Annotated in this window: 24 protein-coding genes and 1 pseudogene; 4 read left to right on the forward strand and 21 right to left on the reverse strand. The window is 64.3% G+C overall.

The genetic code is table 11. The features are described from left to right. Window positions 1–24: 24 nt before the first annotated feature. The 10 genes from hflX to ndk all read right to left on the reverse strand — a co-directional run bounded on the left by hflX (window position 25) and on the right by ndk (window position 11298). Window positions 25–1239, reverse strand: coding sequence for a GTPase HflX (gene hflX / locus OKW40_RS09230; protein WP_429489403.1), 1215 nt, complete (start codon window positions 1237–1239; stop codon window positions 25–27). Between the two features lie 30 nt (window positions 1240–1269). Next, window positions 1270–1506: an RNA chaperone Hfq gene (hfq, locus tag OKW40_RS09235; RefSeq protein ID WP_006051315.1), complete on the reverse strand. Its 237-nt coding sequence runs from the start codon at window positions 1504–1506 to the stop codon at window positions 1270–1272. A 175-nt stretch (window positions 1507–1681) separates the two neighbouring features. Then, window positions 1682–3019: a ribosome biogenesis GTPase Der gene (der, locus tag OKW40_RS09240; protein WP_184022435.1), complete on the reverse strand. Its 1338-nt coding sequence runs from the start codon at window positions 3017–3019 to the stop codon at window positions 1682–1684. Between the two features lie 469 nt (window positions 3020–3488). Beyond that, on the reverse strand, window positions 3489–4634 hold the full coding sequence (gene bamB / locus OKW40_RS09245; protein WP_184057293.1) for an outer membrane protein assembly factor BamB: 1146 nt from the start codon (window positions 4632–4634) through the stop codon (window positions 3489–3491). Between the two features lie 79 nt (window positions 4635–4713). Continuing rightward, window positions 4714–5343, reverse strand: a complete 630-nt coding sequence (locus OKW40_RS09250) for a YfgM family protein (protein WP_090800729.1) — start codon at window positions 5341–5343, stop codon at window positions 4714–4716. A 66-nt stretch (window positions 5344–5409) separates the two neighbouring features. Continuing rightward, complete coding sequence (hisS, locus tag OKW40_RS09255) at window positions 5410–6750, reverse strand: histidine--tRNA ligase (RefSeq protein ID WP_429489404.1); 1341 nt, start codon at window positions 6748–6750, stop codon at window positions 5410–5412. A gap of 21 nt (window positions 6751–6771) precedes the next feature. Then, window positions 6772–8088 carry a flavodoxin-dependent (E)-4-hydroxy-3-methylbut-2-enyl-diphosphate synthase gene (gene ispG / locus OKW40_RS09260; RefSeq protein ID WP_429489406.1) on the reverse strand — a complete coding sequence of 439 codons (1317 nt, stop codon included), beginning with the start codon at window positions 8086–8088 and terminating at the stop codon, window positions 6772–6774. An 85-nt stretch (window positions 8089–8173) separates the two neighbouring features. Continuing rightward, window positions 8174–9298 carry a helix-turn-helix domain-containing protein gene (locus tag OKW40_RS09265; protein WP_429489407.1) on the reverse strand — a complete coding sequence of 375 codons (1125 nt, stop codon included), beginning with the start codon at window positions 9296–9298 and terminating at the stop codon, window positions 8174–8176. A gap of 212 nt (window positions 9299–9510) precedes the next feature. Then, a complete protein-coding gene (rlmN, locus tag OKW40_RS09270; protein WP_184057301.1) occupies window positions 9511–10662 on the reverse strand; it encodes a 23S rRNA (adenine(2503)-C(2))-methyltransferase RlmN in 1152 nt (383 codons plus the stop codon). 210 nt (window positions 10663–10872) lie between these two features. Next, window positions 10873–11298 carry a nucleoside-diphosphate kinase gene (gene ndk, locus OKW40_RS09275; protein ID WP_184057303.1) on the reverse strand — a complete coding sequence of 142 codons (426 nt, stop codon included), beginning with the start codon at window positions 11296–11298 and terminating at the stop codon, window positions 10873–10875. A gap of 268 nt (window positions 11299–11566) precedes the next feature. On the opposite strand from ndk, the gene OKW40_RS09280 reads away from it, so the two are divergent. Then, the gene (locus OKW40_RS09280; RefSeq protein ID WP_018417558.1) at window positions 11567–12265 is read left to right on the forward strand and encodes a Bax inhibitor-1/YccA family protein; all 699 of its coding nucleotides are present in this window, start codon (window positions 11567–11569) and stop codon (window positions 12263–12265) included. A gap of 150 nt (window positions 12266–12415) precedes the next feature. Here the strand turns inward: OKW40_RS09280 and OKW40_RS09285 are convergent, their stop codons facing one another. The 10 genes from OKW40_RS09285 to OKW40_RS09330 form a co-directional block, all read right to left on the reverse strand. Beyond that, a complete protein-coding gene (locus OKW40_RS09285; RefSeq protein WP_090800741.1) occupies window positions 12416–13189 on the reverse strand; it encodes an MBL fold metallo-hydrolase in 774 nt (257 codons plus the stop codon). Between the two features lie 8 nt (window positions 13190–13197). After that, window positions 13198–14337, reverse strand: coding sequence for an outer membrane protein assembly factor BamC (bamC, locus tag OKW40_RS09290; protein WP_429489409.1), 1140 nt, complete (start codon window positions 14335–14337; stop codon window positions 13198–13200). Between the two features lie 123 nt (window positions 14338–14460). After that, the gene (dapA, locus tag OKW40_RS09295; protein WP_184004131.1) at window positions 14461–15378 is read right to left on the reverse strand and encodes a 4-hydroxy-tetrahydrodipicolinate synthase; all 918 of its coding nucleotides are present in this window, start codon (window positions 15376–15378) and stop codon (window positions 14461–14463) included. Between the two features lie 43 nt (window positions 15379–15421). Continuing rightward, window positions 15422–16024 carry a class I SAM-dependent methyltransferase gene (locus tag OKW40_RS09300; RefSeq protein WP_429489411.1) on the reverse strand — a complete coding sequence of 201 codons (603 nt, stop codon included), beginning with the start codon at window positions 16022–16024 and terminating at the stop codon, window positions 15422–15424. A 28-nt stretch (window positions 16025–16052) separates the two neighbouring features. Continuing rightward, the gene (locus tag OKW40_RS09305; protein WP_090800748.1) at window positions 16053–17255 is read right to left on the reverse strand and encodes a tryptophan--tRNA ligase; all 1203 of its coding nucleotides are present in this window, start codon (window positions 17253–17255) and stop codon (window positions 16053–16055) included. Between the two features lie 6 nt (window positions 17256–17261). Beyond that, window positions 17262–17924 (reverse strand): site-2 protease family protein, encoded by a 663-nt coding sequence (locus tag OKW40_RS09310; RefSeq protein WP_090800750.1) that lies wholly within the window; start codon window positions 17922–17924, stop codon window positions 17262–17264. A gap of 56 nt (window positions 17925–17980) precedes the next feature. After that, window positions 17981–18616: an L-threonylcarbamoyladenylate synthase gene (locus OKW40_RS09315; RefSeq protein ID WP_090800752.1), complete on the reverse strand. Its 636-nt coding sequence runs from the start codon at window positions 18614–18616 to the stop codon at window positions 17981–17983. 113 nt (window positions 18617–18729) lie between these two features. Further along, entirely contained in the window at window positions 18730–19560 is an 831-nt protein-coding gene (locus OKW40_RS09320; RefSeq protein ID WP_429489413.1) for a 3',5'-nucleoside bisphosphate phosphatase, read from the reverse strand. 178 nt (window positions 19561–19738) lie between these two features. Further along, on the reverse strand, window positions 19739–20623 hold the full coding sequence (locus tag OKW40_RS09325) for an alpha/beta fold hydrolase (protein ID WP_429489415.1): 885 nt from the start codon (window positions 20621–20623) through the stop codon (window positions 19739–19741). A gap of 70 nt (window positions 20624–20693) precedes the next feature. After that, complete coding sequence (locus OKW40_RS09330) at window positions 20694–21599, reverse strand: ferritin-like domain-containing protein (protein WP_429491938.1); 906 nt, start codon at window positions 21597–21599, stop codon at window positions 20694–20696. Between the two features lie 279 nt (window positions 21600–21878). Here OKW40_RS09330 and OKW40_RS09335 point away from each other — a divergent pair, with 279 nt between their 5' ends. The 3 genes and pseudogenes from OKW40_RS09335 to OKW40_RS09345 all read left to right on the forward strand — a co-directional run bounded on the left by OKW40_RS09335 (window position 21879) and on the right by OKW40_RS09345 (window position 23979). Then, window positions 21879–22403, forward strand: a complete 525-nt coding sequence (locus OKW40_RS09335) for a gamma carbonic anhydrase family protein (protein ID WP_184004143.1) — start codon at window positions 21879–21881, stop codon at window positions 22401–22403. 63 nt (window positions 22404–22466) lie between these two features. Next, window positions 22467–23418 (forward strand): annotated as a pseudogene (gene hslO, locus OKW40_RS09340) (Hsp33 family molecular chaperone HslO). A gap of 198 nt (window positions 23419–23616) precedes the next feature. Further along, window positions 23617–23979, forward strand: coding sequence for a hypothetical protein (locus tag OKW40_RS09345; protein WP_429355752.1), 363 nt, complete (start codon window positions 23617–23619; stop codon window positions 23977–23979). Window positions 23980–24074: 95 nt separating this feature from the next. Here OKW40_RS09345 and ftsB read toward each other — a convergent pair whose 3' ends face one another. After that, window positions 24075–24512 carry a cell division protein FtsB gene (gene ftsB, locus OKW40_RS09350; RefSeq protein ID WP_090800763.1) on the reverse strand — a complete coding sequence of 146 codons (438 nt, stop codon included), beginning with the start codon at window positions 24510–24512 and terminating at the stop codon, window positions 24075–24077. Between the last annotated feature and the right edge of the window lie 13 nt (window positions 24513–24525).

The following is a 24525-nucleotide window of genomic DNA, read 5'->3' on the forward strand; positions in this document are numbered from 1 at the left end:
GCGGGTCAGTGCAATTGGAACGGGTCAGTGCCCGAGTTCTGGAACCTTGTGGTCGTCGCGCAGTTGCGCCGCGCGGTCATCTTGCGACGCATCGAACGGCATGTCGGCAAGCGGTTCGGCTGTAGCGATTTCGGCGATGGCAGCGCGCAATGCATCCAGCCCCTGCCCGGTGCGCGCGCTCAAAAAGACGCGCGAAATATTACCATACTCGTCCCGCTCGACCGCGTCGCCACGGGCTGCCAGCTCTGGCACCGCGTCGATCTTGTTGAACACGAGCACCTGACGGATCGTGTCCGCGCCGATCGCGTGCAACACCTCGTTGACCTGATCGATCTGGTCGAGCCGCACCGCGCTCGATGCATCGACGACATGCAGCAGCAGGTCCGCGTGAATGGTTTCCTCGAGCGTCGCGCGGAACGCGGCGACGAGCTGGTGCGGCAGCTCGCGGATGAAACCGACGGTATCGGACACCACCACCTGCCCCGCTTCGTCGCCCAGATACACGCGCCGCGAGGTGGTATCGAGCGTGGCGAACAACTGGTCGGCGGCATACGCCTGCGCCTTGGTCAGCGCGTTGAAGAGCGTCGATTTGCCGGCGTTCGTGTAGCCGACGAGCGACACCGACATCGTCTGGTTGCGATGCCGCGCCCGGCGTTGCGTGCCATGCTGGCGGCGCAGCTTGTCGAGGCGGATCTTGAGCGCCTTGATGCGCTCGCCGATCAGCCGGCGGTCGGTTTCGAGCTGCGTCTCGCCTGGACCGCGCAATCCGATACCGCCCTTCTGACGTTCGAGGTGGGTCCACGCGCGAATCAGCCGGGTCGACAGATATTGCAGCTGCGCGAGTTCGACCTGCAGCTTGCCTTCGTGGCTGCGCGCGCGCTGCGCGAAAATGTCGAGGATCAGACTGGTGCGATCGACCACGCGCCGATTAAGCGCCCGCTCCAGATTGCGCTGCTGCGCAGGCGCCAGAGCATGGTTGAAGATCACGAGTTCGATGTCGTTTGCTTCGCACGCAAGGCGCAATTCTTCGGCCTTGCCGCTGCCGACGAACATCTTCGCGTCGGGACTGGAACGGCGTCCGGTGAGGGTGACCAGGGGGTTCGCGCCCGCGCTTTGCGCGAGCAGGCTGAGTTCTTCGAGACTGGCTTCGAAATCGATCTTGCCGAAGTCGATGCCAACGAGCGCTGCATTGATCAAATTGGAGGGTATCAAAATGACGCGGCCGGGAGTGATCGCCAACGGGCGACAGTGTGCCGGCCGCGGCGAGGGTTAGGACTGTTCGGAATCCGGGTGGAAATTCACCGGACGGGCAGGCACGACCGTCGAAATGGCGTGCTTGTAGACCATCTGGGTGACCGTATTCCGGAGCAACACGACGTACTGGTCGAACGATTCGATGTTCCCTTGAAGCTTGATGCCGTTGACCAGGTAGATCGACACCGGCACATGCTCTTTACGCAGTGCGTTCAAAAACGGGTCTTGTAACAATTGCCCTTTGTTGCTCATAGCAAACTCCGTATTTTTTTGCAGGTTGACTGAATTGACGGCGAAGAAAAAGAGATCCGCCGCCAACCGCTACACTATAGCTGATTTTCATTTCGACGCGCGGGCCCGGGACCCCCGGCCAAACCCAGCATACACGCGGGTTTCAGCCCAGGTTTAAGACCAGCTTCAGCTTGCTTCAGCCTTTGTCCGCGTAAGGGTTCGTCGACGATCTGAACTCTATTCGCAATGGAGTCCCCGTCAGCTTGAAAGTTTCCCGGAAGCGATTTTCGAGGTACCGCTTATACGTGTCGGTGATCGCGTCGAGCGCATTGCCGTGAATCACGATAATCGGCGGATTCTGTCCGCCCTGGTGTGCGTAACGCAGCTTCGGACGCACTGGACCGCGACGGCGCGGCTGCTGGAATTCGACCGCCTCGATCAGCGCGCGCGTCAGCTTCGGCGTCGGCAGCTTCGACATCGCGGCCGTGTACGCGTCGTCGACCGAACGCATCAGCGGCCCGATTCCGGTTTTTTCCGCGGCGGAAATGAAATGGAATTTGGCGAAGTCCAGAAATTTTAGTTTGCGTTCGAGGTCGGCTTTGGTGCGCTCGCGCACATGCGGATCGAGACCGTCCCATTTGTTCACGCCAACCACCAGCGCGCGGCCCTGCTCGACGACGAAGCCAGCGATGTGCGCATCCTGATCCGAGATGTCCTGACGCGCGTCGAGCAGCAGGATCACGACGTTCGCATCGGAGATCGACTGCAGCGTCTTCACGACCGAGAACTTTTCGATCGCCTCGAACACCTTGCCGCGGCGGCGCAGGCCGGCCGTGTCGATCAGCGTATACGGCTTGCCGTTGCGCTCGAAATCGACGTAGATCGAGTCGCGCGTAGTGCCGGGCATGTCGAACGCGATCACGCGCTCTTCGCCGACCAGCGCATTGATCAGCGTCGACTTACCAACGTTCGGCCGGCCGACGATGGCGATCTTCACGCCGCGCGCTTCCTTGTCTTCCTCGCTCTCTTCCGGCTGACCGGCATACGCGACTTCGAGCGCCTCGTTGATCATGTCGGTGACGCCGTCGCCGTGCGCGGCCGAAATCGCGCGCGGATCGCCGAGACCGAGCTCGTAGAAGTCGGCCGCGACGTTGGCGTACTTCATGCCCTCGGCCTTGTTCACGACGAGGAAGATCGGCCGGCCGACCTTGCGCAGATAGTCGGCGATCGACTTGTCCTGCGGCGCGAGACCGTTGCGCCCATCGACGATGAACACGACGACGTCCGACTCTTCGACCGCCTGGCGGGTCTGGCGCGCCATCTCGTGCAGGATGCCGTCTTTCGCGACCGGCTCGAAGCCGCCGGTGTCGACGACCAGATACGGCCGCTCGCCGGCGCGTCCTTCGCCGTAATGGCGATCGCGCGTGAGACCGGGCAGGTCGGCAACCAGCGCATCACGCGAACGCGTAAGGCGGTTGAACAGCGTGGATTTCCCCACATTGGGGCGCCCAACGAGGGCAATAACGGGTTTCATCTGATGTTGTTCACGGTGAAACGCGGGATCGCAACCGATCGCGCGCGTAGCGACGCCAGGCGGCCGCCACGGGGTGGCGTTCTGACGAAATTATCACGAATTCAGCCTGCTCCGGATGCGCGATCGATATGCGCATCCAGGCGGACGGGCGTGGGCTGCACAGACGCCGCCGGGGCGCCTGCTTCAGACCGGGCTGCTCGACGGCTGACGCGCTCGTGTTCGAGGGCGTCTTTAATTTGCAAGGCCGCCGACGAAGCGCACGCGCCGCCTTGCATGCCGGCGGCCACAGCCTCGATCCGACTTGCCGGACCAGCCCGTCCGGCGATTTTTTCTATTGAGCCTGCCCGATCACGCGACGGGCAGCGTGGCAACCCGACGCAGGAGCCGCACGCCAAAGCCGGCGCAGACTTCAATTAAAAAGCGCGCGGCCGGCAAAGCCGGCCTGCGCGCCTGACATCATTTATAGCGATCAGCGCGGACGATAGCCGAACAGGCCGCCGTCGCGCGTCTGTACGACCAGCGTGTCGCCAGCCAGCACCGGCGCCGCGGTAATCGCGCTGCCGTCGGTCTTCACTCGTGCGACGAGCGTGCCGTCGACGGTCGACAGGAAATGCACGAAGCCCTTGTAGTCGCCGAACACGGCCGCGCGGCCGAGCAGCGTCGGCACGCTCAGGTCGCGGTTCTTCAGCGTGTCGTTCTTCCACAGCACCGAGCCGTTGTTCACGTCGAATGCGGACACGACCGACCAGTCGTCGGCGGCGACCACGCTGCGCTCATCCTGCGCGAGGCCGGTCGTGCTCGAGAACGGCTTGCCCCACAGCGCGCGGCCCGAGTTGGCGTCGAAACAGCCAATCTGGCCCTGGAACGTCACCGCGCAGGTCTCCGAACCCACCAGCGTGGGCGGGCCGGTCACGTCGTTGATACGCTCGACCTCGGTCACGCCCTTCGGATACGACACCGGCGTCTGCCAGTAGGCGTCGCCCGTCTGCAAGTTGATCGCGGCGAACGAGCCGCCCGGGAAGCCTGCCAGCACGGCCGCGTCACCTGCGAACGTCATGCCCGACGATACGCGCAGGTTCAGCGGCACCGCGCGGTTGCGGAAGTTCCACTTCTGCTCGCCGGTTTGCGCGTTGAACGCGACGATCTGGCCGTCGATCGTGCGCACGATCACGAGGCCGTTGCCGACGAGCGGCGGCGTAATGATCTCGCCCGGCGCCTTCGCGGTCCACAGCTGCTTGCCGTCCGCGCCTAGCACGTACACGTCGCCCTTCAAGCCACCGACCGCGGTGAGCGTGCCATCGCTGCCGACGCCCGCCGACAGATCATCGTGCAACTTGACGCGCCACACGTCCTTGCCCGTTTGCGCGTCGATCTTGGCGACCGTGCCATTCGTGCCGGCAGCATACACGGCATTGCCGAGCGCAACCGGCGAGAACAGGTAGCGGCCCGCCTTGCCGACGCTCGCCGACCAGGACTGCTGCACGTCGAGCACGGGTTTGAACTCGGTGAGCGGCGTCGGCACACGGCGCTCGTCTTTCGTGGATGAGCAAGCCGCCAGCGTGAGAACGGTCATCGCACAGATAACGGGCACGGCGTAACGTTTCAGCAGATTCATCGGTGGACGAAGCATTCAGGAAATTGGATTAAAGGAGACCGCCTTGCGGTCGTGGCTCGCGGCGCGCCGCGCGGGACGCTCAGCCGCCAAGCGCATCCAGCTTGAACTGGATCAACTGGCGCGCCGAACTGTCGCTGTTCGACAGCGAGTCGAGCGCGAGCTTGTAGGCCGCGCGCGCGTCGTCGCGCTTGCCCTGGGCGGCGAGCAGGTCGCCGCGGCGGTCCGCCACGACGCCCTTGAAGGCATCGGATTGTGGCTCGGCCAGGAGCGCGAGGCCCTGGTCGTACGCCTTGTCGTCGAGCAGCAGCGATGCCATGCGCAGCTTCGCGATCTGCTTGAACTCGTCGTCCTTCGCGTGATCGATCGTCCATTGCAGCTGCGCTTTCGCGCCGGCTTCGTCGCCAGCGGCGTACAGCGCCTTGGCGGCGCCGAGCGCGGTCATCTGCGCGTAGGCAGTACGGCCGAACTTGTCTTCCATGTCGGCGGCGACGCGCGCAATCTGCGCCTTATCGCCCGATGCCGCGGCTTGCTGAACCTGGTCATACAGCACCGCGGCTTCCGCGGCCTGACGACGCTGCCAGAAATTCCAACCGTTCCAGCTCGCGCCTGCCAGCAACACCACCAGCACGATCCACGTGGTCGCATTGCCCCACTGCGTCCACCATGCCTTCAGACTTTCGATCGATTCTTGTTCGTCGTGGTAACTCATTGCCCGGCGATTTCCTCATTCTTGCTACGTGTGCGTGTCGAGCCAGCCGGCCCAACGACATCGCGATCAGTCGTCGCCGTCTTCGGCGGATGCAACCATCGCATTGATTAGATATTCGGTCAAGTCTTCGGCGGGCACGTTCTGTTGCTCGTTCTTACCGCCGTGGGCTTGTGTATCGCGCAGCGGTTTCACGCCGACCGTGCCGTTGGCGATCTCATCTTCGCCAAGCACGACCGCGAACGCGGCACCGCTCGCGTCGGCGCGCTTCATCTGCGACTTGAAGCTTGCCGACTGACCGTCCGCGCTGCAATGCAGGATCACGTCGAGACCGGTATCGCGCAGACGCTCGGCGATGATGAACGCTTGCTCGCGCGCGGTGTCGCCCTGATGGACCACGTACACGTCGCAACCTTCGTCTTCCGGCACGAGCTGTTCTTCCTTCAGCAGCTCGAGAATCCGCTCGACGCCCATCGCCCAGCCGCACGCAGCCGTCGGCTTGCCGCCGAGCTGTTCGATCAGCGGATCGTAGCGGCCGCCCGCCGCGACCGTGCCTTGCGCGCCGAGTTTGTCGGTCACCCACTCGAACACGGTCAGATTGTAGTAATCGAGACCGCGCACGAGACGCGGATTGATCGTGAACGGAAGGTTGTTCGCCTTCAGCAGACGCTGCAGAGCTTCGAAGTGCGCGCGCGATTCTTCCCCAAGAAAATCGATCAGCTTCGGCGCGTTCCGCGCAACTTCCTGCAGCGCAGGATTCTTCGTATCGAGCACGCGCAGCGGGTTCGTATAGAGACGGCGCTTCGCCTCTTCGTCGAGCACGTCCATGTGCTTTTCGAGATACGCGATCAGTTCGACACGATGCGCGGCGCGCTCTTCAGCGAGGCCCAACGAGTTGATTTCGAGCTTGATGCCAGTCAGGCCGAGGTCGTCCCACAGACGCTGGCACATCATGATGATTTCCGCGTCCGCATCCGGACCCGCGAAACCGAGCGCCTCGACACCGACCTGGTGGAACTGGCGATAACGGCCGCGCTGCGGACGCTCGTGACGGAACATCGGACCGATATACCACAGACGCTTCGGGCCATCGTACAGCATGTTGTGTTCGATCGACGCGCGCACCACGGCCGCCGTGTTTTCCGGGCGCATCGTCAGGTTTTCGCCGTTCAATGCGTCGGTGAAGCTGTACATCTCTTTTTCGACGATGTCGGTCACTTCGCCGATACCGCGTGTGAACAGCTGCGTATGCTCGACGATCGGCGTGCGGATATTCTGGTATCCGTACGAACGCAGCATCGACTTGACGGTGGTTTCGAAAAATTCCCAGAGCCCGGCTTCCTGCGGAAGGATGTCGTTCATGCCCTTCACGCCAGACAGCTTCTCGAGCTTTTTCTTCTGTTCAGTCATCTGTGTTTCGATAGCCGGTTTTTAGTTGAGCGCGTCGGCGCGGCCATAGCGGCGCTCGACGTAGTCGCTCACGATTTGCTGGAATTCTTGCGCGATGTTCTCGCCGCGCAGCGTCTTCACCTTTTCGCCGTCGATGAACACCGGCGCGGCCGGATTCTCGCCCGAGCCCGGCAGGCTGATGCCGATATTCGCCTGCTTCGATTCGCCCGGACCATTGACGATGCAGCCCATCACCGCGACGTGCATCTGCTCGACGCCGGGATACTGGTCGCGCCACACCGGCATCTGCTGACGCAGGTAGGTCTGGATCTGCGACGCGAGTTCCTGGAACAGCGTGCTCGTGGTGCGGCCGCAGCCGGGGCACGCGATCACCATCGGCGTGAACGAGCGCAGGCCCATGGTCTGCAGAATTTCCTGACCGACGATCACTTCGCCTGTGCGCGACGCGCCCGGTTCCGGCGTCAGCGAAATACGGATCGTATCGCCGATGCCCTGCTGCAGCAGAACCGACAGCGCCGCGGTTGACGCGACGATGCCCTTCGAACCCATGCCCGCTTCGGTCAGGCCAAGATGCAGCGCGAAATCGCAACGGCGCGCGAGTTCGCGGTACACGGCAATCAGATCCTGCACGCCGCTGACCTTGCACGACAGGATGATCTGGTCGCGCCCGAGGCCGAGTTCGACCGCACGTTCCGCCGAGCCGATCGCCGACTGGATCAGCGCTTCGTACATCACGCTTTGCGCTTCCCACGGAGTGGCGCGCGAGCCGTTTTCGTCCATCATCTTCGCGAGCAGGTCCTGGTCGAGGCTGCCCCAGTTCACGCCGATGCGCACCGGCTTGTCGTATTTGACCGCCGTCTCGATCATCTGCGCGAACTGCGTGTCGCGCTTCGCGCCGTGCCCGACGTTGCCCGGATTGATCCGGTACTTCGACAGCGATTCCGCGCAGCCCGGATAGTCGCGCAGCAGCAGGTGGCCGTTGTAATGGAAGTCGCCGACGAGCGGCACCATCACGCCCATGCGGTCGAGTTGCTCGCGGATCGCCGGCACGGCCGCCGCCGCTTCCGGCGTATTCACGGTGATACGCACCAGTTCGGACCCGGCTTGCGCCAGTTCCTTGATCTGGATAGCGGTACCGATCGCGTCGGCGGTGTCGGTGTTGGTCATCGACTGCACGCGCACCGGCGCATCGCCGCCGATGGTCACGAGCTGACCACCCCAGCGGACGTTGACCGCATGCGACTTGCGCCGCATCGCGGGGCCGCTGAACACCGGCTCGTCTGAAACGATCTTGCTACAGGATTGGGATTGAGCTTCGGTTTGCATCGAAAAACCCATTTACGCCGCACGCGCTATGCAAAAACGCAGCGCCTGAATTGAAAAAGCGCCGCGGACCGGTTGACCGCGGCGCGTACCGTATCTGTCAAGGCAGCGCAAAGCGCGCCACGTTGCCCTTGGCTGTCGCATATTTCGACGGATCGACCGGCTGGCCGTCGAGCGTCACCGACTCGAGACCCGCCTTGTTGCCGACCGTGACCTTGAACGGACCGACACCCGTCACTTGCTTCGGATCGCCGGCATGCACGAGGCCGGAGAACAGTTCCTTGCCGTTCTTGTCACGCACGCTGAACCAGCTGTCCTGCGTCACGCGCAGCGCAACGACCGCCTCGCCGAGCGCTGGCGTGACCGCCGGTGCCGACGCGTTCGCCACGACCACCGGTGCATTTGCGCTCTTCATGGCGGCCTGTGCCTGAGCCTGCGAGCCGGCCTTCGGTGCCGGCGTTGCCGCTGGATTCGCTGCCGGGGCCGAGCCCGGCGCAGTGCCAGTGGCAAGCGGAGCCGGCATCGGCGTTGCCGACGCAGACGCCGCATTATCCGCGCTCGCCGCGTTGTCAGCCGTGGCCGCCGCGTCGGGCGCCGATGCCCCTTCCGCCGCCGTCGCCGGACCCTGAGCGACCGCGCCCGAAGCCGCCGTGTCGCTGCTAGTCGAACTATTCGCGCTTGCCTTCAGGCGCGCGAGCCACGCGGACGAATCACCGCCGTTAGTGCGCCACATCCCGAGTGCGATGACCGCGACGACGATCGCCGCAATGCCCCACAGCCACGAACGGCTCTTATGCCCGCTGTCGCCGAGCGACAGCGAAACCTTACCGCGCGGCAGATCCTTGCCCGATGACGCCGGCATCGACAGATTCGGCGCCGGCACGCCCTTCTCGCGACGCAGCGCCGCCGTAAAAGGCGCCGGATCGGCGCCCAGCATTTTCGCGTAGCTGCGCACGACGCCGAGTGCGAACGTCGTGTCCGGCAGATGGCTGACGTCGCCCGCCTCGAGCGCGCTCAGCTTGACGACCGACACCTTCAGCCGCGCCGACACGTCCTCGATAGTCCAGCCTTTCGACTCGCGCAACTGGGTCAAGCGCGCGCCAACCGCTGCCAACGAATCAAGGGCCGGCTGCACGACAGGCTGGACCACCGCCCTTGCAACGGGTGCCGGATGGCCATCGCTCGTGTCTGTCTCGTGCGGCTGCGGGTGCTGCGGCTCACTCATCCCAAATCCTTTCGCGTCGATTCTTTTAATCGTGCGACCGGACGGGCTCGAGCGTCACGTCCAAATCGCAGACCGTTTATAACAAAATGTGCGGCTTTGTGTACCGCTCCCGATCGATTCTGCAAACTTTCTTTTAATCGCCGGTGGCATGGGAGCATTTTTGCGCTCGCGGTATTTTCCGCCGAACGCCGACGCCCTGCCGCCCCTCGCGATTACACGGCGCGAACCTCGATCACCTTCGCCGCCTTCCCGGTGCGCTCAGCAAGACGCGTGCGGTCTTTGACCGCGCCGGCCAGCTGACCGCAGGCAGCATCGATATCGTCGCCGCGGGTCTTGCGCACAGTGGTGACCACGCCAGCGTCCATCAACACCTGCGCAAACCGCTTGATCTGTTCCGGCTTCGAACGGATAAGGCCCGATTCGGGGAACGGATTGAACGGAATCAGATTGAACTTGCACGGCACGTTACGCGTGACGGCGAGCAACTCGCGCGCGTGCGCCTCGCTGTCGTTCACGCCATCGAGCATGCAGTATTCGAACGTAATGAAATCTCGCGGCGCGACTTTCAGATAGCGCTCGCACGCCGCCATCAGCTCGCGCAGCGGATACTTTTTGTTGAGCGGCACCAGCACGTCGCGCAGCGCGTCGTTCGAGGCATGCAGCGACACCGCGAGCGCCACGGGCAGATCCGCGCCGAGCCGGTCCATCATCGGTACGACACCCGAAGTGGACAACGTGACGCGCCGGCGCGACAGGCCGTACGCATTGTCGTCGAGCATCAGGCGCATGGCCGGCACGACCGCGTCGTAATTGAGCAGCGGCTCGCCCATCCCCATCATCACGACGTTCGTGACGACGCGCTCGCCCTTGCCGTCGCCGCCCATCGCGCGGCCGCCAGCATCACCACGCGACGCGCGCAGCGCAAACTCAGCCATGCGCAACTGGCCGATGATTTCGCCGGTGGTGAGATTGCGGGAGAACCCCTGCTTGCCGGTCGAGCAGAACCGGCAGTTGACCGCACACCCAGCCTGTGACGACACACACAGCGTGCCGCGCGTTTCTTCGGGGATGTAGACGGTTTCAACGGCGTTGCCGTTTCCGACGTCGATCAGCCACTTGCGTGTGCCGTCCGACGAAACGTGGTCGCTGACGACGCCCGGCATCGTGATCGCGGCGCGCCCTTTGAGCTTTTCGCGCAAGGACTTCGCGAGATCGGTCATGCCGTCGAAGTCGGCAGCGTTGTATTGATGAATCCAGCGCTGCAATTGCTTGGCGCGAAACGGTTTCTCGCCCAGGCTGTCGCAATAGGCGACGAGCCCTTGGGCGTCGAGGTCGAGAAGGTTGACGGAGGGACTGCTCGTCATATCGAATCCTGCCATTTCATTGCGAGACTACGTTCATGCAACAAGCTGCATGAACGCCGTGCCCGTTCGCGCCCATTCCTGCTGCTTTTACCTTACTACTTTGCCGTGCAACGCGCGCGATTCATGCGATAAAACAACTCGGCTGCACGAAACGCGCCAGGCGGACACGGCTTACGACCGAGGCCAGCGCCTGACCTCAGCGCGAGGCGCTCAACGCGAGTAGACGTTGACTTGGGGGAAGAAGAATGCGATTTCAATCGCGGCCGTTTCCGGTGCGTCCGAGCCGTGCACCGCGTTGGCGTCGATGCTGTCCGCGAAGTCCGCACGGATCGAGCCCTTTTCTGCCTTCTTCGGGTCAGTCGCACCCATCAGATCCCGGTGTTTCAGGATCGCGTTTTCGCCTTCCAGCGCCTGCACGACCACCGGACCCGAGATCATGAATTCAACGAGGTCCTTGAAGAACGGACGTGCTGCGTGCACGGCGTAGAACTTCTCGGCGTCAGCACGCGACAGATGAACCATGCGCGATGCCACGATCTTCAGACCAGCGTTTTCAAAACGGGTATAGATCTGGCCGATCACGTTCTTGGCCACTGCGTCCGGCTTGATAATCGACAGGGTGCGCTCGATCGCCATAAAAACTCCAAAAAATTAAGAAGTTACAGATTCAAATGAATCCGCTATTGTAGCATGTTCCCGTGCACCATTGCGATTGAACCCTTACAGCACTGAAAGAATCAAAGCAAAGGGCGCGAAATACTGGTAGCGTAGGCCACGTGGGCGACTGGAGGTATTGAAACTCCGTGCTGCCGCGCTAATCTTACGGATGAACGGTGCGCCCGCCGGCGCTTCGCAAATTGCCGTATCACCATCACGAAACACGCTTCCGAGGTAAGGAGAGATCATGAACGAACATCCGTATATGTTTGGCCGCAACGGCGCGGTCAGCACGGTCGAAACACGCAACCGCGTGCTACGGAATACCTACTGGCTGCTCGCGCTGTCCATGATTCCGACCGTGCTCGGCGCGTGGGTGGGTCTTGCCACCGGCTTCTCACTGTTCGCCGCCACCAGCCCCGCCATGAGCATGCTGGCATTCTTCGCGATCGCCTTCGGCTTCATGTTCGCGATCCAGCGCACCAAGGACAGCGCCGTCGGCGTCTTCGTACTGCTCGGCTTCACGTTCTTCATGGGGCTGATGCTGTCGCGCATTCTCGCGTTCGTGCTCGGCTTCTCGAACGGCCCGTCGCTGATCATGCTCGCTTTTGGTGGCACCGGTGTGATCTTCGCGGCCATGGCGACCATCGCCACGGTCAGCAAACGTGACTTCTCAGGCCTCGGCAAGTGGCTCTTCATGGGCGTGATCGTGATCCTGCTGGCTTCGGTCGCGAACGTGTTCCTGCAACTGCCGGCGCTGATGCTGACGGTTTCAGTCATGGCAATCGTGATCTTTTCCGCCTACATCATGTTCGACGTGCAGCGCGTCGTGAACGGCGGCGAGACGAATTACATCACGGCGACGCTGGCGATCTACCTGGATCTGTACAACGTGTTCGTCAATCTGCTTGCGCTGCTCGGCATTTTTGGCGGCAACCGCAATTAAGTTTGCCCTGCCCGGTCGTGCGGCGTGCCCCACGCCGCACTCGACGCTCAAATTAGAAGCCCATAACGATTGCTCGTTATGGGCCTTTTCATTACCTGACCACCCAGTGCATGGCGTGCAGCGCGACTGGACGCCAACCGGGCGCCACAGTCACACCGTCAACCACGCGAAACCTTCGCTCTGCGACGCAACCACCACCTCCGTGGGAGCCGCGTCAAGCACGCCCGCCAGCGCCGCCTGCGCAAGTTCCGGCAGATTGTTCTGCTGGCTCAGATGCGCCGCGACCAGATGCCGCAAGCGCGAGCGGTCGAGCGACGCCAGGATTTCAGCCGCCGCGTGATTGTTCAGATGCCCGTGATTGCCGCCGATACGCGCCTTCAGCGACGGCGGATAACGACTGCCCGCGAGCATCTGCACGTCATGATTGCATTCGAGCACGAGCGCGTCGCAGCCACTCAGCACCGCGCTGATATGCGGCGTGGACGTGCCCACGTCGGTGAGCACGCCAAGCCGGCTCGCGCCGTTCGAGAACACGTATTGGAGCGGTTCGCGGGCGTCGTGCGGAACGGTATAAGGGAGAACGCTGAGCTCTCCGATCGATACCGCCTCGTCGCCCCACAGCACCTGCAGGTCAACATCGGCTTCGTCGGCGCCCACCGCGCGCGCGGTGCCCCAGCTCATGTACAGCGGAATCGACCACTTGCGCGCCAGCGTCAATGCGCTGCCGATGTGATCGCTATGTTCATGCGTAATCAGGATCGCGTCGAGGTGCTCGGCACTCGCGCCGAGCCGCGTCAGACGCCGCTCGACTTCGCGCGCGGAAAAACCGCAATCGAGCAGCACACGCGTGGTGACCGCACCGCTGCGCGCCTCCACCAGCAGCGCATTGCCTTCACTGCCGCTGCCGAGACTTGCGAAGCGCACGACCCGCCTTAGTTCAGTTGCGCGTGCAGCAGCGACACGATGCGCTGCGCGTCCGATGACGTGTCGATCTGCCCATTCGCGTCGACGACCGCGACCTGCGTCACCGCGTCGCCCTTCGCGCGCACGTTGACGAGGAATTCCTGGCCCGGCTTGCGCGTCGAATTGCCGCTGTAGAACAGTTTGCCGAACAGGCCTTCCTTCTTCAGTTCCTGCATCGAATCCGCGTAGCGCACGTAGTAGATGCCCTTCTCGCGATCGCGGTTGTCGACCGTAAAGTTAGTGCGATCGAGCGCGAGGCCCACACGCAGCCAGGCACGGTCGAACGACTCCTGCAGATCGAGCGTCGACGCACCCGCGTTCTGCTCGATCGTGGTCGGCGCGGCGGCGGTGCGCGCGTCAGTCAGCAGCTGCTTCGATTGTGCTTCAGTCAGGCCGAACTTCTGCATCAGCTTGGCGAGAAACAGCGCCTCGAGCGCCGGATCACGCGGACGCTCTTCCCAGCGCGAAGACGTCTTGTCCTGCCCGGTCATCACCTCTTCCATCGCGCTGTGCGTGATCGAGATATCGGTCGCGCTGTCCGGACCGCGCGATACCAGCGTGCGGAAACTGTCGCGGGTGCCCGACGAATAGGCGAAGTCGATGACCTTGCCGATCGTGCGGCGGAACCAGTCGTCCGGAATGTTCGCGCGGTTTTCCGCCCAGTCGGTCGTCATGATGCCGGTGGCCGGCGCATCGGTCTTCAGCACGAAGCCGTTTTCCTGCCAGAACTCCTGCAGCTGCGGCCAGAGCTGTTCCGGGGAACGGCCGTCTACCACCAGCCAGCGACGGTCGCCGTCGCGCTCGATATGCATGCCGAGCGGATCCTGCGCGTTCGGCTGACCTTCGGTCGCGTTGCCGGCCGCCGTGACAGCGCGCGTCGGCGTGCCACCAAGCGCCAGATTGGCCGGCGGTGCCACATAGCGCTGGTCGTTCGGCGACGTGCTCAGATCGCTCGGCACGGCGAGCGGCGGCGCGCTCGGGGTCGCCTTGTAGTTGACGCGGTCGGAAGCGAACCAGTCGTTCAGCGTGTCACAGCCGGCGAGCGTCGACAGGGCAAGCGCCAGCGCCGCCATGCGGGTTGCGTGGAGGGAAAGTGCGGAACGTTTCATGAGGTCCTTCGTGATGCTGGAACGCGATGCCTCGTTCGATCTGCCGGGAACGTGGGCTGAAGCGACGTCGGTTAATGAAATGCCGGTGGCGGTCTTGCGTGGGCGGCGGGACGGTCGGCCCGTTCAGCCGAGCAGGCCCGCTTCGCGCAGCGCGCCGCGCACCACTTCGTGGTATTGCGCGTCGAGCGGCGTGAGCGGCAGGCGGATGCCGCCCTGCACACGCCCCAGTTGCTGCAGCGCCCACTTCGCCGGAATCGGATTCGCTTCGGCAAACAGGTACTTGTGCAGTGACAGGAGTTTCAAATGAATGTCGCGCGCGGTCTTCACGTCCGCGGCGAGCGCGGCCTTGCACAGTTCGCTCATTGCGCGCGGCGCGACGTTCGCGGTGACCGAAATATTGCCGTGACCGCCGAGCAGCATCAGCGCGATCGCGGTGGGGTCGTCGCCGCTATAGATGCCGAAATGCGCCGGCGCCGACTTGATCAGATGCGCGGCGCGGTCGATGTTGCCCGTGGCCTCCTTCACGCCGACGATGCCCGGCACCTGCGCGCAGCGCAGGATGGTCTCGTTGCTCATGTCGGCGACGGTGCGGCCCGGCACGTTGTACAGAATCACTGGCAGATCGACGGTTTCGGCGATCTTCGCGAAATGGCGGTAGATGCCTTCCTGGGTCGGCTTGTTGTAGTACGGCACGACCTGCAGCGTGGCATCCGCGCCGACGTCCTTCGCGTGTTGCGTGAGTTCGATCGCCTCAGCGGTGGAATTGGCACCCGCGCCCGCGATGACAGGAATGCGTCCAGCGGTGTGCTCGACTGCGGTCTTGACCATGAGCACGTGTTCTTCGACCGACAGCGTGGCCGACTCGCCGCTCGTGCCGACCACGACGAGCGCATTCGTGCCTTCCTCGACGTGCCAGTCGATCAGTTTGCGAAACGCCGGCAGATCGAGGCTGCCGTCTTCGAGCATCGGAGTGATGATGGCAGGAATGCTGCCGCGGATCTGAACGCCGTCCTGGTGACCGCTGTGGTTGCCGTTAGTCATGAAACGCCATGAATATGATCAGGTAAACCGCGATTGTAGCGGATTAGCCAGCCAACTCGTAACAAGGTGGCGCTGTTGCCCGTGCGGGATCATGCGCCCGGGCCTTTTCCCGAACCGCGCAGATGCGCTGAACGTAGGCCGGACGCGGCTCGGCGAGAAATCCGTCCTGAAATGCGATCACCCGCAGGTGGCCCCGCACGGTGTCGAGCAGCTCGCCAGGCGCGAGCAAAAACGCCGGATTGGAGGGTTTGCCGACGCTTTCGTTTCCTTGCGCGAAGGTCTCGTAAACCAGTACGCCGCCGGGCGCGAGCGCGCGCAGCAACTGCGGAAAAAGCGGCCGGTGCAGGTAGTTGGTGACCACGACGGCGGCGAACGCCGCATCGGCCGGTAGCGGCCACGTCGCGCCTTCGAGATCGGCCACGAGAGGTGTGACGAGCGGCGCGACGCGCAGCAGGTCGAGAGCAGCCGCGTCGCGATCGATCGCGGTGACCGGATGGCCGAGCGACGCAAAAAAGCGCGCATGCCGCCCGGCCCCCGACGCGACGTCGAGCACCGCGCCGCCCGGCGCGATCAGGTGCGCCCAGTGACGCACCCAGCGCGACGGTTCACCGAGGCCATGCAAGCCACTGGTAACGGGCGTGCTCATCGCTGCACCGCGGCGCGTCGGGTGCGCATCAGTTGTACGACAGCCCCATCGCCTCACGGACGTCGCGCATCGTTTCGGTCGCGAACCGGCGTGCCTTGTCGCAGCCATCGGCGACGATCGCGCGCAACAGCGACGGGTCGTCCATGTACTTCTGCGCGCGCTCGAGCATCGGCTGCTGCTCGCGCAGAATCCCTTCGACGACCGGCTGCTTGCAATCGAGGCAACCGATGCCTGCCGAGCGGCAGCCCTTCTGCACCCACTCGTGGGTCGCTTCGTCGGTATAGACCTGATGCAACTGCCACACCGGACACTTGTCAGGGTCGCCCGGATCGGTGCGGCGCACGCGCGCGGGGTCGGTCGGCATCGTGCGGACCTTCTTCGTGATGGTTTCCGCGTCTTCGCGCAGGCCGATCGTGTTGCCGTACGACTTCGACATCTTCTGGCCGTCGAGACCCGGCATGCGCGACGCCTCGGTCAGCATCGCCTGCGGCTCGACGAGGATGATCTTGCGCGAACCTTCGAGATAGCCGAACAGGCGCTCGCGATCGCTCATCGACAGGCTTTGCGATTCCTGCAGCATCGCCCGCGCGCGTTCGAGCGCTTCGTCGTCGCCTTCCTGCTGATACGCGTTGCGCAACTCGTGATACAGCTTCGAGCGCTTGCCGCCGAGCTTCTTCGCGGCTTCGTTCGCCTTCTCCTCGAAGCCCGGCTCACGGCCGTACAGGTAGTTGAAACGACGGGCGATTTCGCGCGTCATCTCGACGTGCGGCACCTGGTCTTCACCGACCGGCACGAGCGAGCCGCGATACAGCAGAATGTCCGCCGCCATCAGCACCGGATAGCCGAGGAAGCCGTAGGTGGACAGGTCCTTGTCCTTCAGCTTTTCCATCTGCTCCTTGTAGGTCGGCACGCGTTCGAGCCAGCCGAGCGGCGTGCTCATGCCGAGCAGCAGCGCCAGCTCGGCATGCTCGGGCACCTTGCTCTGGATGAACAGCGTCGCCTGCGCCGGATCGATGCCGGAAGCGAGCCAGTCGATCAGCACGTCCCACACGTTCTTTTCGATCACTTCGGGCGTTTCGTAGTGCGTCGTCAGTGCGTGCCAGTCGACCACGCAGAAGAAGCACGGGTATTCGGACTGCAGCCGCACCCAGTTTTTCAGCACGCCGTGATAGTGGCCGAGGTGCAGCGACCCGGTGGGCCGCATGCCGGAGAAGATACGGTCTGGGAACATGGTTATTTAGAAAAGCGAAACAAGTGGAGTCAGAATTGCGGTGATCGCGCTATACCCGAGCGTCACGAGTGGCCTCAACCAGAAACGCGTGAGCGTACCCGTCATCACCAGCGCCATCACGATGAAAAAGCCGTACGGCTCGAGCCGCGACAACGCGATCGATTGCTTCGGCGGCAACAGGGCCATCACCACGCGGCCGCCATCGAGCGGCGGCAGCGGAAACAGGTTCAGCACGCCGAGCACGAGATTGACGCCGACGCCCGCGCCCGCCATGCGCGTGAAAAACGGTTCGTTGACATTGAGCCCCGCGAGCGCAACGCCGAACACGCCCCAGAACAGCGCCTGGATGAAATTGCACATGGGCCCGGCCGCCGCGACCCATAGGCTGCCCCAGCGCGGGTTGCGCAGATTGCCGAACGCGACCGGCACCGGCTTCGCATAGCCGAACACGAACGCGCCGCTCGTCGCGAAGTACAGCAGCAGCGGAATGGCAATCGTGCCGAGCGGATCGATGTGCCGCATCGGGTTCAGCGACACGCGGCCGAGCACGTACGCGGTGTTGTCGCCGAGCCAGCGCGCGACGTAGCCGTGCGCAGCCTCGTGCAGCGTGATCGCGAAGATCACCGGCAGCGCGTACACCGCAATCGTCTGTATCAGGGAAGAATCCATAGCTCGCTATTGTAACAATGCGCTCGCGCGTGTCTGTCCGCTTTCGCTCACGACGCTCACGCCGTTTCCTCGAGACCGAACGGCGCGAGCGAGCCGCGCCCTGCCCGCACCAGCACCGGCTCCGAGCCGGTCAGATCGATCACGGTGGACGGCTCGCACACGCACGCGCCGCCGTCGATCACCAGATCGAGCTGCTTTTCGAGCCGCGCGCGGATTTCCTCGGGGTCGTTCAGCGGCTCGGTTTCGCCGGGCATGATCAGTGTCGAGCCGAGCAGCGGCTGGCCAAGCTCCTCGAGAATCGCGAGCGTGATCGCGTGATCCGGCACGCGCAGGCCGATCGTCTTGCGCGACGGATGCGACACGCGCCGCGGCACTTCCTTGGTGGCCTGCAGCACGAACACGTACGGACCCGGGGTCACCGACTTAAGGAGCCTGTACTGCCAGTTGTCCACCATAGCAAAATTGGCGAGCTCCGACAGATCACGCACGAGCAGCGACAGTAGTTGCTTTTCGTCGAGTCCGCGGATGCGCCGCAGGCGTTCGACCGCATCCTTGTCGTCGAGACGGCAGGCGAGCGCGTAGGTCGAATCGGTCGGCAAGGCGACCACGCCGCCGCCGTTGATGATCTGCACGGCCTGCTTGACGAGACGCGGTTGCGGATTGTCGGGGTGAAGCCGAAAGTATTGGGACATGGAGACTCACGATGGCGGCAGACGAACTGCGGCGGATGGGCTGCGGCGAGCAGAGCGCGTGCCGCATCCAGCCGGCCCGCGCGCGCGCCGTGCCGCTCCGGCACGGCGCGCGGTCACAGCCAGCGTTCCCAAACGGGCTTCAGATCGGCGGGTAGCGGCGGCAGTGCACCGAGTTCGATGCGGCCTTCGCCAGGCGCATGGAAGTCCGAACCGCGCGAGGCCTCGAAGCCATAGCGACGCGCGACGTCCGCATATTCGCGGTACTGGTCGGGCGTGTGGCTGCCGGTCACGACCTCGATCGCCTCGCCGCCGAGGTCGATGAATTCGCCAAAGAACGCGTCGAATTCGAGTTGCGAATATGCGTAACGACCGGGATGCGCGACGATCGCGACGCCGCCCGCGGCCTGGATCCAGCCGAGTGCGTCGGCGAGCCTGGCCCAGCGGTGCGCGACGTAAGCCGGCTTGCCGTCGCCGAGATAGCGGTCGAACACTTCCTGGGTGTTTGCGCAGTGGCCGTGCTCGACCAGGAAGCGCGCGAAATGCGTGCGCGACATCATGTCGGGATTCGATACGTAATGCAGCGCGCCCTGGTACGCGTCTGGAATGCCGAGCGTGGCCAGTTGCTCGCCGATTGCTTCGGCGCGCGCGGCGCGGCCGTCGCGCGTGCGGGCGAGACCGTCGATCAGGATCTGGCTGCCCGGATCGATGCCGAGTCCGACGATGTGCACGGTGCGCCCCGCCCACGTGACCGAAATCTCGACGCCGCTCAGGTAATCCATGCCGAGAGCCTCGGCCGCGGTGCGCGCCTCGTGCTGGCCGCCCACTTCGTCGTGATCGGTGAGCGCCCACAGCGTCACGCCGTTAGCGTGCGCGCGGCGCGCGACGTCGGCCGGCGCGAACTGGCCGTCGGAAACGGTGGAGTGGCAGTGAAGATCGGCGTTCATCGTGGTCCTGGAAGGGTTCTGCGGTCATTTTACTGCAATGCAGTAAGGGGCCGCAGGGGTATCTCGCGACGCCAGTGCCGGTTGCCGGCGTGCCGCGAGGTCAAGACCAGTCAGCGCCGATCCCGCGACCTCCGGGCGACCCACGAGCGCCGTTTCAAACGTAGCTTCAGGCGCGGTGTCAGGCGCAGAACCCCTCGATCAACGCGGCGATCTGCTCCGGCTGGTCGTGATGCACCATGTGCCCCGCGCCGTCGATGATCTTCTCGCGCCAATCGGGAAACGCCTGGAAACGCGCCTTGAATTCGTCGAGCGGAATGTCGCCGGCGATCTGCGCGAGCGTCGGCGAGCCGGCGGCCTCGACGTGCAGCACCTTCGCGCTGACCTTACGCCATACCGCCATCACCTCGTCGAGGCGATACAGCGTCGGGCCGCGGACCTTGTGCGCCGGATCGGCGAGCAGCATGAAGCGCCCTTCGCCATCCGGCTTCGACCAGTGCTGCGCGAGAAACTGCGCACGCCGCGGAACGAGGCGCGGATTGGTTTTGATCAGGCGCGCGACGACCTCGTCGAGCGACGCGTAGCGCTTGAGCTGCGGTGGATCGCGCAATTCGTCGAGCCAATTGAGCAGGCGCTTCGGCGCCTGCGCCGAATGCGATGGCGCGAGCCCGAAGCCTTCCAGATCGACCACGCGCCGTACCCGCTGCGGCCGCACGCCCGCATACAGGCACACGACGTTCGCGCCCATGCTGTGACCGACGAGGTTCACCTGGCCGTCGGGCGCGTAGTGGTCGATCAGCGCGTCGAGATCGCTGAGATAATCCTGCACCCAGTAGCTGCCGCCGCCGCGCTCGGCGACCGGCCAGTCGGACAGACCGAAGCCGCGCATGTCGGGCGCGATCACCTGCCAGTCGCCACCGAGCGCATCGACGACGAACTGGAACGACGCGCCGACGTCCATCCAGCCGTGCAGCATGAACAGCGTCCGCGCATCGGGATGGCCCCAGCGCCGCACGTGCAGCCGGACGCCGCGCGCGGCAACGAACTCAGAGCGGGATGTATTCATGAACGGCGCACCCGTAAAAAAAGAATGGTCGTTCGATTATAGGAACAGCGGCGCAAGAAGTGGTAACGGTTTATTGACGCGATGCTCGGTCGTCCGTTGCCTGCATGGCTTGCTGCGCATCCTGACTCGCGAGCGCGGCGAGTTCGGCATCGTCGAAACCAGCGTCGCGGCGCGCTTCGAAATTGAACGGGCCACGCAGTTTCGGCGCGTGATACTGGTCGGCGAGACGCACATAGGTGTGGTGCGGATCGAGGCCGTCCGCGTCGCACAGGTGACGGAACCAGTGGTTGCCGATCAGCACGTGGCCGATTTCATCGCGCAGGATCACGTCGAGAATCGCCGCCGACGCGTGATCGCCGGCCTGCTGCAGACGCGCGCGGATCGGCGGCGACGCGTCGAGGCCGCGCGCTTCGAGCGTACGCGGCACGAGCGCCATGCGCGCGAGCACGTCGCCACGGGTGCGCTCGCACATGTCCCATAGGCCGCCGTGCGCCGGGAAGTCGCCGTACGCGTGGCCATATTCGGCGAGACGCGCGGCGAGCAGCGAGTAGTGATACGCCTCTTCGGCGGCAACTTTGAGCCAGTCGGTATAGAACCCGGCGCGCATGCCGGGGAAACGCCAGACGGCGTCGAGCGCCAGATTGATCGCATTGAACTCGATGTGCGCGAGCGCGTGGAGCAGCACCGCGCGGCCCTGCGGCGACTGCATGCTGCGTCGACCGAGTTGGCGCGGTTCGACCAGTTCGGGCCGTTCGGGGCGGCCCGGCAGGCCAGCGGGCTCGGCGAGATCGAGGCCGGAGTCACAGAGCGCGCGACCGTCGAGTACCGCAGCGTACAACTCGGTGGCCGCCGCGGCCTTCGCGGCCGGATCCCGCTCGCGCAACGCCGCGAGCGCGGCGCGGCGCGCGCACGCCGGCTCGTCGTGAGAATTCGATGCGCGAGAAGCGACAGAAACGGGCGAAGCGACGGACGTCATGACAAACGGATCGGCGTTGGAAGCGGTAAACACGGCGGACAGACGGCGGCTGAGCCGCGCGCGAGCGGCCAAGCGGCTCATGCACACAACCGTTTACAATACCCGATTCGACCAACCGGCGCGCTTTCGGGCACGCCCGTCAGTTGGCGACGCAAGACCGCCAACCTCGCGCCGCGCCGGCTGCGCGCCGCCCCGCCCATGCGTGGCAACCGATCAGACCATCATCGTGAACAGGATCGGAGTCACCGAAGGCCCGGCTCTGACCAACCAGGAGACATTGTGACGATTTACAAGCTGGGCGAAGCCGCCCCGATCATTCATGAAAGCGTGTTCGTCGCGGATTCGGCGAACATCATCGGCAACGTAACGCTCGAGGAGAACGCGAGCGTGTGGTTCGGCGCGACACTGCGCGGCGACAACGAGCCGATCACGATCGGCGCCGGCAGCAACGTGCAGGAAAGCGCGGTGCTGCACACCGACCCCGGCTATCCGCTGACGGTCGAGTCGAACGTGACGATCGGCCATCAGGCGATGCTGCACGGCTGCACGATCAAGGAAGGCGCGTTGATCGGAATTCAGGCGGTGGTCTTGAATGGCGCGGTGATCGGCCGCAACTGTCTGGTCGGAGCGGGCGCCATCGTCACCGAGGGCAAGGTGTTTCCCGACAATACGCTGATCCTCGGCGCGCCCGCGAAGGCGGTGCGCGAACTGACGGAAGCGGATATCGCCAACATGCAGCGCGGCGCGGCAAGCTATGCCGGGCGCCGCGAGTATTTCAAGGCGCAGCTCGTACGCATCGGCTAGACGGCCGGCGCACGGTGCGCAAAGGCGCGGCGTCATGCCGCGTCATTCCAGTGAGGAAAAGTTGTGAGCGACCAGTTGCAAAAATTCATGTTCAGCGCGGCGCCGGTGCGCGGCGAGATCGTTTCCCTGCGCAATACCTGGCAGGACGTGCTGACGCGCCGCGATTATCCGGCGCCCGTGCGAACGATTCTGGGCGAAATGATGGCCGCGTGCGCGCTGCTGTCGGCGAACCTGAAGTTCGACGGCACGCTCGTCATGCAGATTTTCGGCGATGGCCCGCGTCAAGATGCTGGTCGTGCAGTGCAGCTCGAACCTGACGATGCGCGCCACCGCGAAGCTGTCCGGCGAAGCCGCCCATACGATCGACGACACGACCTCGCTCATCGATCTGGTGAACGCGAGCGGCTACGGCCGCTGCGTGATCACGCTCGACCCGACCGCCAAGCAGCCCGGCCAGCAGCCGTACCAGAGTATCGTGCCGCTGTCGGGCGTGGACGGAGCGCTGAAGTCGATCGCCGAGGTGCTCGAGCACTATATGCATCACTCCGAGCAGCTCGACACGCGCATGTGGCTCGCGGCGAACACCGAGCGCGCGGTCGGCATGCTGCTGCAGAAACTGCCGGGCGACGGCGGCATCGTCCCGCATCCGGGCGAGCTCGACGCGGATACGTGGGAACGCGTGTGCACGCTCGGCGGCACGCTGTCGCACGACGAGCTGCTGAAGGAAGAACCTGAGACGGTGTTCCGACGCCTGTTCTGGCAGGAAAACGTCCAGCATTTCGAGCCGGTTACCGCGCGCTTCGAATGCACGTGTTCGCGCGAAAAAGTCGGCGCGATGCTGAAGATGCTTGGCCGCGATGAAGTCGACAGCGTGATCGAGGAACGCGGCCACGTCGAGATTCACTGCGAGTTTTGTAATCAGCGCTACGAGTTCGACCCGGTCGACGTCGCGCAACTTTTCGTGGCCGGCGGACTCTCACAAGGTGTGACGCCGGCGGCCGCGCAGCGGCACTAGATCGCGCTTTCGCCGAAGCGGAGTACGTGCCCGTGAACTGATCGTGCTCTTCAACGCAAGTCCTGATCGCGCCGCCCCATGCCTCGTCACGGCTCGGGCGGCGCGTTGCTTTTGAGCGCGGCGTTGATTCTTTGGAAGGATGCGGCGCTGCGCGTTGGAAGACGCTTGCTCGAGCCTCGGACCGATGGAGATTCGACCATGAAGCACACGCTTTCGTTGATCCTTGCCGTCCTCACGGGCAGCACGGTGCTGGCCGGCTGCTCGATCGATCCGCGTGGCCCAGCGCCGATTCTGAGCCGTCTGCCGCCCGATCAGGCCGAAGCCATCAGTCATACGCAGACGCTGACACCGGAGGAACGCGCGCGCTATGACGCGATCGAGCAACAGGTCATGTTCGAACAGAATCAGACGATGGCCGCGGACGCCGCCGCGCAAGCCTGGTCGCGCTATTACTCGCGTTCGCCGCCCGTGAGGTTTTCCGCGGGCTTCTCGAGCGGCGGCTGGGGACGTGGCTGGGGAACCGGGATCGGCGTCGGGTTCGGGCCGTATTGGGGCTGGTAGGGCGAACACGGCAGCATAAAAACAAAAAAGCGCGGTTCAGGATGAGCCGCGCTTTTTTTGCGCCTTCCTGCGAGGCCGATGCGAAATATCGAACCTCAGTGCACCGGCTTCTTCTCCTTCGCAGCCGCTGCCTTCCCGCCATGCTTGCGATCCGGCTTCGCGCGCGACTCCGGATTCGGCACCACATGCAGCGGCGCGGCCGACACCTCACCGCGCGTCGAGGTGTTCGCCGACGGCGTATTCGCCAACGGCAACGGCTGGTTCGGCGACACGAACTGCACGAACACTTCGCCGTCCTTGACCATGCCCATTTCGTAGCGCGCCCGCTCTTCGACCGCGGCCGTGCCATTCTGCAGGTCCTGCACTTCGCCCTGGATGCGCTCGTTGCGCAGCTTCGCGTCGGCATTCTTCTGCAGTTGCTGCGCGAGTTGTCCCTGCAACTCATGCACGCGCAGCCAGCCGCCGTGCCCCCACCAGAGCGGGTACTGGATCAACGCCAGCAGAACGATCAGGACAGCAGTGACAAGCCGCATGAAGTAAGCACAA

This window comes from Paraburkholderia sp. RAU6.4a, assembly GCF_050435625.1.
GTDB lineage: Bacteria > Pseudomonadota > Gammaproteobacteria > Burkholderiales > Burkholderiaceae > Paraburkholderia > Paraburkholderia tuberum.